The 12,132-nt window shown below is 38.0% G+C and carries 8 protein-coding genes; 2 read left to right on the top strand and 6 right to left on the bottom strand.

All coding sequences use genetic code 11. The features are described 5' to 3' along the window. Nucleotides 1-5: 5 nt before the first annotated feature. Together RV15_RS06160 and gshAB are read right to left on the bottom strand one after the other, a co-directional pair. Complete coding sequence (locus tag RV15_RS06160; protein ID WP_071877175.1) at nucleotides 6-683, bottom strand: response regulator transcription factor; 678 nt, start codon at nucleotides 681-683, stop codon at nucleotides 6-8. A 165-nt stretch (nucleotides 684-848) separates the two neighbouring features. Further along, nucleotides 849-3,119, bottom strand: a complete 2,271-nt coding sequence (gene gshAB, locus RV15_RS06155; protein ID WP_071877174.1) for a bifunctional glutamate--cysteine ligase/glutathione synthetase — start codon at nucleotides 3,117-3,119, stop codon at nucleotides 849-851. Nucleotides 3,120-3,362: 243 nt separating this feature from the next. On the opposite strand from gshAB, the gene RV15_RS06150 reads away from it, so the two are divergent. Together RV15_RS06150 and RV15_RS06145 are read left to right on the top strand one after the other, a co-directional pair. Beyond that, nucleotides 3,363-3,857: a cysteine hydrolase family protein gene (locus tag RV15_RS06150; RefSeq protein WP_071877173.1), complete on the top strand. Its 495-nt coding sequence runs from the start codon at nucleotides 3,363-3,365 to the stop codon at nucleotides 3,855-3,857. Between the two features lie 183 nt (nucleotides 3,858-4,040). Further along, a complete protein-coding gene (locus RV15_RS06145) occupies nucleotides 4,041-4,919 on the top strand; it encodes a YitT family protein (protein ID WP_071877172.1) in 879 nt (292 codons plus the stop codon). Between the two features lie 615 nt (nucleotides 4,920-5,534). Here the strand turns inward: RV15_RS06145 and ftsY are convergent. Genes ftsY through rnc form a run of 4 tightly spaced genes read right to left on the bottom strand, consistent with a single transcriptional unit; the run spans nucleotide 5,535 to nucleotide 11,920 of the window. Continuing rightward, nucleotides 5,535-6,770 (bottom strand): signal recognition particle-docking protein FtsY, encoded by a 1,236-nt coding sequence (gene ftsY, locus RV15_RS06135; RefSeq protein WP_071877170.1) that lies wholly within the window; start codon nucleotides 6,768-6,770, stop codon nucleotides 5,535-5,537. Then, complete coding sequence (locus tag RV15_RS06130; RefSeq protein ID WP_071877201.1) at nucleotides 6,771-7,598, bottom strand: Cof-type HAD-IIB family hydrolase; 828 nt, start codon at nucleotides 7,596-7,598, stop codon at nucleotides 6,771-6,773. 27 nt (nucleotides 7,599-7,625) lie between these two features. After that, a complete protein-coding gene (gene smc / locus RV15_RS06125) occupies nucleotides 7,626-11,204 on the bottom strand; it encodes a chromosome segregation protein SMC (RefSeq protein ID WP_071877169.1) in 3,579 nt (1,192 codons plus the stop codon). A gap of 23 nt (nucleotides 11,205-11,227) precedes the next feature. Then, on the bottom strand, nucleotides 11,228-11,920 hold the full coding sequence (rnc, locus tag RV15_RS06120) for a ribonuclease III (protein WP_071877168.1): 693 nt from the start codon (nucleotides 11,918-11,920) through the stop codon (nucleotides 11,228-11,230). Between the last annotated feature and the right edge of the window lie 212 nt (nucleotides 11,921-12,132).

Here is a 12,132-nt window from a genome sequence, read left to right as displayed (position 1 = left end):
GCCACCTACTCTCCTTTTCCCAAACGATACCCTTTGCCTTTTTCTGTATGGATTTGTTTATCTAAACCAATAGCAGCTACTTTTTTCCTCAATCGTGTCATATTCACGGACAATGTATTTGCATCGATAAATTCTTCACTTTCCCACAATTTTTCCATGATTTTTTCCTTAGGAACCAATTTTTCTGGTTGCTGAAAAAGCATTCCCAAAATTTTCGCTTCATTTTTTGTTAAAGAGATTATTTGTTCTTCCAAGCTAACTTCAAAAGCCTCTAAATCTAAGTCAAATCCTTGGTAATTTAGGCAATGTGTTGTCGGCAACATTTCACTTCGGCGTAAAATCGCTTGGATTTTGGCAACGAGTATTTGTAAGTCAAAGGGTTTCGCTATAAAATCATCTGCTCCCATATTCATTGCCATTAAAATATTCATATTATCGTTAGCCGATGATAAAAAAACAATTGGCACATCTGTTTGTTTACGCAATTCACTACACCAATGGAAGCCATTATACAAAGGTAATGAGATATCCATTAAAACTAGATCTGGCTGATAACGTAATACAGCTTCTGCCACATTTTGAAAATCAATTGCTAGCTGCACTTCAAAAGCCCACTTTCTTAAGAAAGATGCCAGCGTTTCTGCAATTTGCAGATCGTCTTCTACTACGTAAATTTTCTTCATGTAATCCCCCAACATTCCCTTGAGCTATGTTACGCTCGATTATTTTATCGTTCTTTCTTTCATTGTGGGAATTAATCAAGGGTTTGTCAATTTATTTTTTTAATAAAAATAAGGAAGTTAGGACATAACTCAAATCGTTACGTCTTAACTTCCTTACAACAATATTTATTCAAATACTTCTGGGTATAACATTTTCAATACATCCATTGTCAAATGACGCCCTTTACCTGAATGTGGATACGCGTGCATATGCATTGCTGGATTAAAGTTTGCTTCTATAATACCGTATGTTCGGCTGTTTTTGGTTCCTTTGACTGATTTGTCAGGTACAATCAAGTCGATCCCACAAATCTTCGCTCCTAATGCCTGAACAGCTTCAACAGCGATTTGCTTATAGCTTTCATCAAAATTATCCGTCACATCGATGGAATCACCACCCGTGCTGACATTTGAATTTTCACGCAGATAAACGATTTGATCTTTTTCCGGAACAGAAGTCGTCAATAGATTTTGCTCTTTTAACATCAAACGCTCCACATCACCTAGCTGAATCAGTTCCAATGGCGAGCGATGATGCGTTCCCCTTAATGGATCAAGATTTTTTTCTGCTACCAACGCCTCCACAGAGCGCACACCATCCCCTACAACATTAGCAGGCACACGCAGCATGATTGCACGCACTTGATCGTCTAGGACAAAGAAGCGGTATTCTGTGCCTGGCAAGAATTCTTCGATCAACACCGCTGAATCTTCTTTAAACGCTAATTGCAGTGCTTCTGTATAATCAGCTAATGAAGCTCCTTCTTTAAAGATCGTGATTCCCAAACCATAGTTCGTCGTTTTGGGTTTGATTACAAAAGCTTTTTCTGAATATTTTACATATGCTTGTTCGGCATTCTCCAATGTGTCAAACTCGTCGCCTGCCGGCACACAAAAGCCTGCTTGGGCCAAGACTTTTTTAGTGACCGTTTTATTTTCCATGATCAGTGGAACAATGTAGCTATCTTTACTGGTCATATTCGCATTTTTAACATACTCAATATGCTCATGATGTTTAAGTTTTAAAAATTGTTCTTGTTCATCCAATATTTCGACTTCTACACCTTTTTGGATAATATCAAATAAAAATAATTGCGTGGATAACTCCATATTTCTAAATCCAGCTAATTGATAAGGTTTTTCAAAAGCCATTCCTTGATATTCTTTTCCAAAAATAATCCCCAATTCCTGATTAGAATTATTTTCAATAATCGTCCACATTTTTCCGGCGATCGTTAAATCTGGAGTTCTTAACTGTGCTCGGTGAACTTCCAATGATTTTTTTGCTCTAAATAGACCTAACGCTTCAATCATTTCATCCATTTCAGCAAAAATACGGTCACCTTCCGCTAAAAGCTTCACTTGAGCAAAAGGATGCCCTAAAGCAACTTGCTCATTTAAGAAATCCCCAGTTGCAACCCAATCATTTGGCGCTTCTTTTTCATCCGTCCACAGTAAATACAACATAAATAAATGGATAAATTCAAGTGACTCTTCATCCACACCTAATGGCGCAAATGGGTTTAGATCTAGATTTCTAAGTTCGATGTAACGAACACCGGTTTTAGGCAAATCAGCCATTTGTTTACCACCGCGTAATCGAACCGCTGAATAAAATTCTTTTTCTTCTGATAATATACCGTTCTCAACCATTCGATGAATATCATTAATATAGTGTTGTAACGATTCATATGATACTTTGACATTTTCATTATTTTTATAGCCAAATGAACTATTACGAATACTTCTGACTGGTTCTTTTGGGTGCTCTTCTTGTGCAGTAAAATAACCTGATTCGCTGACAGGAGACGCTCCAAACAGATAGGTAATCAGCCAGCGGTAACGTAAGTAATTGCGGGAAACCTTCATATATAAAATGTTTTTAAACTCTTCGATTGTTTCATATTCTGTTTGTTCTGAGAAAAGTTGCTCAACTAACTCGATCGCATATTCAAAATTGAAGTGAATACCGCTAACCATTTGCTTGCGTTTCCCATATTCTCGTGCTAAATAGCGACGATACAAAATTCCTTCAAACTGGTCGAGCTTGGCAATTTTGATATCTTCATCTTTTAGTGGTAATTTCGGCGGCATACTAAGCGGCCAAAGCATCTCATGTTTATTCATTGAACGCAGCGCCACATCGTGGATGGCTGCAAGATAACGTAGCATTTCATTGATGGAGCTAGCTACTGGTGTGATCAATTCCATTTGAGTTTCGCTAAAATCAGTTTGAATATATGGATGATACGAACGATTCCCCAAAACCTCTGGATGATCAGTCATTGCTAGTTGACCATCGAATGTAGTCCGTTGACTTTCTTTTTCTAATCCAAATCGTGCCGCCATAACATATGGACGCACGATTTTTTCCTGTAACAACTCTTTAAATTTCATACTGTCGCCTTTCTTGCCCGTTATTATTCCATTACTATTACTCATCATTATATAGAAAAAGAGCAGCAAAAAGAATATTTTAGCTTAAATTTTGTCAAAAAGAAACGAAACTTCCCCAATTAGTCAAAAAATAGACCTTATTACATTTTTAGCTATTCCAATATAACTATCGTCTTTGAGGTCATCTAACCTTATTATATAGTATACTAGAAAGAAAAATAATTTGAAGCAAAGGAGAATAACATGAAGAATAAAGCTTTGATCATCATCGATCTCCAAAAAGGTCTGAATCATTTTGGGACTGGTTTATTTCATCTCAACGAGGTATTGGCTGGTACAAACGAACGCATTGCAGATTATCGAAATAATCACTTACCGATCATTTTTATCCAACATGAAGATGACGATCTTGTTGCTGACACTCCAGATTGGCAATTATTTGAGCAACTTGATGCCAGAGCTGAAGATTTCTACATTGGAAAAACTCATGCCAACGCTTTTTTCCAAACTAAGTTAAAAGAACTCCTAGATGAACTATCCGCAACCGAACTTGAATTTTGTGGCGCTCAAACAGAATATTGCGTGGATACCACAATTCGCATGGCTCACGGATTAGGCTATACTTGTTTTATGAAACGAGGATTAAGTACGACCTTGAACAATGAATTATTAGGTGCACAAACGATTATCCAGCACCATGAAAATTTATGGAATCAACGTTTTTTAACATTTATTTGATGAAATAGATACTTTGTTCTCTTCTATCTAATTTTACCACACTCATCACAGAAAAAATTAAAATTATCTCATGATATCTTCTAGTCATTCATGATAGTATAACTAGGGGATATTATTTTGTGCACTTATTTATCGTTCATCAATGACATCTCAGCGTTTTTAGAAATGGAGGAAATAGATAAAATGAAATTTACAAAGCAACAAATTCAAGACACTCTATACGTGACGATTGGTTCACTTATCTTAGCAATCTCGATCAACTCAATTTTATTACCAAATAAAATTGTCGCTGGAGGCGCCAATGGGATCAGTGTGGTCATTAATTACCTATTCGGCCTTAATCCTGCTTTGGTTTTATATGCAATCAATCTGCCATTGTTAGTTCTTTGTTTTTTATTGTTGGGAAAAGAAGTTGGGATCAAAACAATTTACGGGAGTTTAATTTATCCTTTCTTTGTTGGGATCACAACCCATCTACCTGTGTTGACTCATAATATTTTTCTAGCTACGATCTTCGGTGGTCTCTTAACAGGGATTGGTTTGGGCTTAGAATTTAGAGGAAATGCCTCCACAGGCGGGACAGCGATCATTTCGCAAATCGTCAATAAGTATTTCAAAATTTCACTTGGTGTATCGATTTTATTTGTAGACGGATTAGTGATTTTATCTGCGTTGTACGTGTTTGATACGAATACCGTATTATTCTCGTTGATTTGTTTATACATTATCGGACGTGTAGTAGATATGGTCCAAGTCGGCTTTGTTCGTTCTAAAAATGTCATGATCATTTCACCAAAATATGCAGAAATCAAAGAAAAAATATTAGTTGATATGGATAAGGGCTTAACGATGATGCCAATCGAAGGCGGTTATCAAAAAAATCAAAGTATGTTGATGATGACTGTCATCAGTGAGAAAGATTTTTCAAGAGTAAAAGAAAGTGTCTTAGCCATCGATGAAGAAGCCTTTATTGTTTCAATGAATGCCAGTGAAGTATTTGGCCGCGGCTTTAGTTTGAAAAAAATCGCTGAAGATTATGGAATTGAATCGAATAATTTATAATAGAAAAGCGGAACGAGACGTTTAGCTCTTGAACAAATTAGGAAATCTATGTAAAGATGTTTTTTATCTTTACATAGATTTGTCTATTTGCCGAAAGAGCTGTCTCGTGTAGCTAGATCATAAGAAAAGCGGAGCACGTTTGCTCAGTCTTTGAGCAATATAAGAAGAAAAATTTTAGCAGAGTGCTTTTCTCTGCGAATGTTTATTCGTTATTGCCGAAAAAGCTAACGTGTGCAGCTGGATCTAGAAAAGCGGAACAAACCCGTTTAGCTCTGACTGAAAAACAGGAACTCCTATTCGTGGCACTTTTTGGCACTAATAGGAGTTATCTTTTTTCCGAAGAGCTGGTTTGTGCAGCTGGATCTAGAAAAGCGGAACAAACCGTTTAGCTCTGACTGAAAAATAGGAACTCCTATTCGTGGCGCTTTTTGGCACTAATAGGAGTTCCTATTAAAATACACTAATTTGCTCCGATTACATAATTCTTCTGATGGATCCTTGGATCTAGCTGATTAAAAATAAAAATTGAACAAAAAAAGTCAGCTTTTGAATACTCGCCTATTTGACGTATTCAAAAGCTGACTTTTAATTTAAACTAAAAATACACAGCCGTTCCTAATCTTCAACCTTCAATAAGCCTTTAAACAAGCCAATCGCAAAGTCATTTGCATCAAATGGTTCTAAATCATCAATACCTTCACCAAGTCCCACTAGTTTCACTGGTAAATGCAGCTCATTACGAATGGCTAAGACAATCCCACCTTTGGCTGTCCCGTCTAATTTCGTTAAGACCAAGCCTGTCACATCAGTCGTTTCTTTAAACTGTTTCGCCTGTGACATGGCATTTTGGCCCGTCGTTGCATCTACTACCAGTAACACTTCATGCGGTGCATCTGGCAATTCACGTTGGATCACGCGCTTGATTTTTTCTAATTCGTTCATCAAATTAACTTTATTTTGTAATCGTCCTGCTGTATCTACGAGTAAGATATCAGCATTCTCAGCTTTAGCACGATCCACCGCATCAAAAACCACCGCAGCTGGATCGCCGCCAGCATTCCCTCGGACGACTTCAACACCCGCACGTTCGCCCCAGACCACTAATTGATCAATGGCGCCTGCTCTAAAAGTATCAGCTGCAGCCAACAACACTTTCTTACCATCTTGTTTGAATTCGTGCGCTAGTTTTCCGATACTGGTTGTTTTACCCACACCATTTACCCCAACAAATAACATAACAGTTAATCCATTTGCTTGAATATTCAGTGCATTATTTTCTTCAATACCTTCTGCTTCGTATAAATCAACCATTTTTTCAATGATCGTATTTTGAACTGCTGCCGGTTTCTTCACATTACGTAGTTTGACTTCTTGACGTAGTGATTCAGTGATTTTTATCGCTGTATCAAAACCAACGTCTGCGCCAATCAATGTTTCTTCTAGTTCTTCGAAGAAATCTTCATCAACCGATCGGAAATTCGCGAATAATTCATTCAAACGCTCGCCGAATGTTTTACGGGTTTTTTCTAGCCCTTTTTCATACTTTTCTTGAACGATGATTTCTTCTTCTTGTTCCTCGATAATTTCAGGCTCGACCAGTTCTTCAGCTTGGGTAACTTGATTCACTCCAATCAGAGGGTCGATTTCAGGTTCTGCCGCTTTTTCAGGCTCTTCAGTTGTTTCAAGAGAATCTGGTTGTAATTGCTCCAGTGATTCTGTCTCTTCTTGTTTTTCTTCTGGCATCACTTCTTCTTGAACGGACTCTATGACCTCTTCATCTGTCTTGATTTCAGCAGGTGGCGTTTCTTTTTCATTCATAAAGGCTTTTTTTATTTTATCGAAAAATCCCATTTAATTCCCTCCTCTCAATGGTTCTAATACAAATTTCTCAACCGCTTGTGCGACACCATCATTGTCGTTTGTATCTGTGATGACATCGGCCATATCTTTGACTTTAGCGACAGCATTTTCCATTGCTACGCCAAGTCCTGCATATTCGATCATTGGTAAATCATTTTCTTCATCACCGATCGTCATGATCTCTTCTTGTTTGATGCCTAAATCCCTAGCTAATAGAGAAATCCCATAGGCTTTGGTAATTCCTTTAGGCATAAACTCTAGTAAATTGCTTCTCGTTTTGATGATTTCATAGCGTTCGAAAAATGAACTAGGTATTTTTTGAATTTGCTCATCTAAATACGTTTCATCAATTGCAACAACTGCTTTGTTATAAATTTGATCTGTTGTAAGTTGTGCTAACTCATAAGTTTCAAACGTCAACAGATTATTTAATTGGCTGTATATAGAAATGTGCTCTTGTGAAGCAGGCAGCTGCATGACAAGGCCATCAGATAAAATATCCAACGGTACATTCAACGATGTAGCTAATTCATATAACTCATGTACAGCTTCTAATGGCATTAATGCTTTTTCAATGATCTCACCTGTATCGTTTTTTTGAACTAAGCCACCGTTAAAGGTAATACTATAATCACCATTATCACGTAAATTCAATGCTTCTAGATAAATCTCAATTGCCGCCAACGGTCGGCCTGTACACAGAACAATTTTAACACCTGCTGCTTTAGCTTGTGCTAACGTTGCTTTGTTTCTTTCAGAGATTTCCTTTTTACTATTTAAAAGCGTACCATCTAAATCAATAGCAACTAATTTAATCAACCCGTTTTTTCCTCCAATCATATACAACTAAGTCTCAGCGACAATTGCGCCGCCTTCTTTGACTTCTTCCAAACGAACCGAAACGATTTTTGAAACACCTGATTCTTGCATCGTAACACCATACAACACGTCAGCGGCTTCCATCGTTCCTTTACGGTGCGTGACCACAATAAATTGTGTATCATCTTCAAACTCACTCAAATAATGACCAAAACGAGAAACGTTCGCATCATCTAGGGCCGCCTCAACTTCATCCAAGACACAGAAAGGAACTGGTCTGACACGAATAATGGAGAACAATAACGCAATCGCCGTTAAAGCTCGTTCGCCACCGGAGAGTAAGCTTAAATTTTGTAGTTTTTTGCCTGGAGGCTGCGCTTCGATTTCTACTCCAGTATTCAGTAGATCTTCTGGATTGGTTAAAATCAACTCTGCTCGACCGCCTCCAAACATATTTGGAAACACAACTTTAAATTGGGCACGAATCGCTTCAAAGACTTCACTAAAGCGAGCTTTGACTTCTTCATCCATTTCACCCATCGTTTCAAACAACTGCTCTTTAGCATCTAACAGGTCATCACGCTGAGAGACTAAAAACTCATGGCGTTCATTGACTTGTTCATATTGTTCAATAGCGTTTAGGTTGACTGGACCTAAACGTTCGATATCACGCTTCAAACGTTTTACTTCGATTTGTGCCTGCTCTTTGTCGATCGTCAATTCATAATCTTCATTCGCACGCTCAAAGGTCAAACTGTATTCTTCTTGCAAGTATTGTAAAGAATTATCCAGTTTGATTTCGGCACGGTTTTTCTCAACTTCGATTTTAGTTTGCTCCGTTAATAAATGTTGTTGTTGTTTATTTTCTTCGGCTAAACCAATATCGATTTGATCCACTTGTTCTTGTAATTGCTGGCGAGCTGTTTTTGCTTCTTGAATGCTTGTTTGCAACTGCTCTTTTTTCTCTGCCAATTGTTCTAATTGAATAGCTAAGCTTTCTTCTGTCACCTGATGATCACTTGAGTTGTTATTCAATTGCTGTAATTGCTGGCGCAACGCTGTTTCTCTTGCTAAGAATTCATCTAGCTGGGTTTGTTTTTCTGTTACTTGCTCCGTTAGATGTGCTAATTGTTCTACTGTAACAGCTTGATCAGCTTGTACTTGATTGAACCGTTCAAACGCTTCTGCCCGTAAGGTTTCCATTTGGCTAGCTTCTTGATCAACTTGTTTCATTTCCTGATCTAAACGATCTTTCGTTTGATTCAGTTCTTGTTGTTGTTCAGTCAGCTCAGCTTTTCTAGCTTGATACTCCGTTAAAAACTGATGTAGTTCACGAGCTTCAAATTCGAAAAGGCGTTGTTCTTTGGTTAAACGAGTAATCGTTTCTTCTTGATTCACTAACTTATTTTGTAATTCTTGCTGTTTCAAACGACTTGTTTCGCCAGTTGAGCGAAGTTGTTCCAGTTTTTCGTTTAGTTCTTTGGCTTCGTCAGTCAGCTGTTGCACTTCTTTTTCAGTGGCTGTTAATTGTTTTTCAACTCGCTCCATTTGCTCAGTCAACGTTTGAAGTTCTTGCGTTTGAGAAAATAGGTTGCCTTGATTGCCGCGCTTATTGGCACCACCAGTCATTGAACCGCCTGAATTCATGACATCACCATCTAGGGAAACAACGCGATATTGATAATTCACTGTTTTGGCTAATTGATTGGCACTTTCTAACGTTTCCGCTAACAAGGTCACCCCTAAGAGATTTTGAATGACATTGCTGACGTCATCTGAAAAATGAACTAGTTCACTAGCAACACCTAAAAATCCTGGAATAGTGCTGACACGATCCCGAACAGCACTAGAAATCGTTCTCGGTTTGATTGTTGTCAGCGGTAGGAAAGTTGCCCGACCACTATGTTGTTGTTTTAGGAAAGTAATTCCGGCACGACCGTCTTTCTCTGATTCTACCACCACATGTTGAGCAGCACCGCCTAAAGCCGTTTCAATTGCCAAAGTATAGTCTTTTGGCACCTCGATCAACTCTGCAACTGCTCCAACGATTCCAGTTAACTGGTCTTTATGTTTCAACACAGCTCGAACCCCTTGGTAAAATCCTGAATAATTTTCTTGGATTTCTTGCAAGCTTTTTTGACGTGCTTTCGCTTGTTGGACTTGATTCATCGCTTGATACATTTGCTTTTGTTTCACAGCTAATTGCCCTTGTTTTTGATCCAGCTGATGTTTCAATTGAGTGTACTGCTCTCTTTGATCTGTGAGCGATTGAGCTGAGGAAGTTAAGTTAGTCTCTACTTGCTCTTTCTCCGCTAAAGCATCCGCCATTTGTTTCTCTAAGGCTTCATGCTTTTGGATAGATTGCTGATTTTTAGCAGTTTCTTGCTGATACTGACGTTCTAAATATTTCAGCTCATTCGTCGTATTTGCCTGTTCTTGCATTACTTCGACGTATTGACTGCGCAATTCTTCTAGTAATTCTTTTGAAGATTTACTATATTTTTCAACTTCTAGCTCTGAAGCCTTGATTGCTTCAACTAATGATTCGCGTTGGGCTTTTTTTTCAGCTACTTTTGCTTGTAAGTCTTGAACTTCTTCACGATAGCGTGTGATTTTTTCAGCATTTTCTTCCAGAGATTGTTGATATTCACTGGTTGTTTGCATCGTATGTTTTGAGCGTTCGACTAAGACATTTTTTTGTCCCTCTGTTTGTTTCAATGCTTCTGTGATTTGCAGTAGCTGTTGTTGTTCCGTTTCGATTTGTTCATCCAATTTATTGCGTTTCCCCCGTAGCTGGAATAGCTCATCTTCTGAATCACGGATTTTTTTACTTGCTAGCTGCAATTTTTCTTCGATTGCTGTATGTTCGGCTGCTTTGATTTCCCAAACTTCTTTGGCTGTTTCGATTTCAGTTACAGTTAAACTAACGTCGATTTCGGTCAAGTTCTCTTTAAGCTTCAAAAACTCCTTGGCCGCTTCGCTTTGTGCAGCTAGAGGAGTCAATTGATCTTCTAATTCATAGATGATATCTTGCACACGACTTAAGTTATCTTCTGTTTCAAATAGTTTTTGTTCGGCTTTTTTCTTACGCTGTTTGTACTTTAACACGCCAGCAGCTTCTTCAAAAATACCGCGACGGTCTTCAGGCTTGCTATTAAAAATTGCTTCGACTTTCCCTTGGGAAATGATCGAAAATGATTCTTTTCCTAAACCAGAATCCATAAATAAATCATGGATATCTTTCAATCGACAGGCTTGTTTATTGATATAAAAGTCACTTTCTCCTGTTCGACGATAGCGACGTGTTACACTAATTTCAGTAAAATCTAGCGGTAAAAAATGATCACTATTATCTAAGACAACCGTTACTTCGGCAATATTCAACGCTTTACGACCTTCAGAACCAGCGAAAATAATATCCGGCATTTTGCCTCCGCGAAGGCTTTTTGCCGATTGCTCGCCTAAGACCCAGCGAATCGCTTCGGTGATATTACTTTTTCCGCTGCCATTTGGTCCAACGACAGCCGTCACACCATTTTCAAACTCTATAACGGTTCGATCCGCAAAGGATTTAAATCCTGCGATCTCAATTCGTTTTAAATACACGAATAAAACGGCTCCTTCCAAGCTTATTCAGGATTTTGTTTTAGCGCTCGTTCAGCGGCGTCCTGTTCTGCTAATTTCTTCGATTTGCCTTGACCCGTTCCAATCATTTTTTCATTGACATAAACTTCAACGAAAAAGATTCGATCATGGGCAGGACCTTCTTCATTGACCAAACGATATTCAATGTTGACGTCCCCTTGTCGTTGTAAGACTTCTTGTAAATGTGTTTTGTGATCCATCTCATGTGAAAAAGCACCGACATCGATTTTTGGAAATATTACTTCTGCGATAAATTTCTTGACGGCATCGACTTTTTGATCTAGGAACAAAGCACCTAAAAAGGCTTCGAATAAATCACAAAGTAACGCTGGACGTGTTCGTCCACCAGAATTTTCTTCCCCTTTGCCTAAAAGAATATATTGGTCGAAATGACATTCTTTCGCAAATTTAGATAAACTATCTTCACGAACGATTGCCGCCCGCATTTTTGTCAGCTTGCCTTCTGGCAGCTCTGGGAATTGTTTATACAAATATTGAGAAACCAATAATTCTAAAACGGCGTCTCCTAAAAATTCTAATCGTTCATTGTCAGATAGTTTTAAGTATCGATGCTCATTCACATAGGATGAATGGGTAAAAGCTTGTTCTAATAGGTTGACATCATGGAAAACAATGCCGTAACGTTCTTTTAATTCTGTAGTTAACTGATTGTCCATTTGCTACATTCCTTTAAGTTTATTTACAACCTTCTCTATTATACTTTTTTTTGCGGGATTTTTAAATGGTTAGGGGGGAATTGCCCTAAAATCACTGCTGAATTCATCGTATTTGCAGGATTTCCTAATGATTTTTGGGTATAGTATGAGACTTTTTATAATAAATCATGCAAAGACTAGCCTTTATTCCGATTTAAAAGACAAAAAGCGTT

It is taken from the genome of Enterococcus silesiacus (assembly GCF_001886225.1).
In the GTDB taxonomy this organism is placed as follows: Bacteria; Bacillota; Bacilli; order Lactobacillales; family Enterococcaceae; genus Enterococcus_L; species Enterococcus_L silesiacus.
The sequence above is the reverse complement of the archived record's forward strand: the minus strand, read 5'-3'. Positions and strand labels throughout refer to the sequence as shown.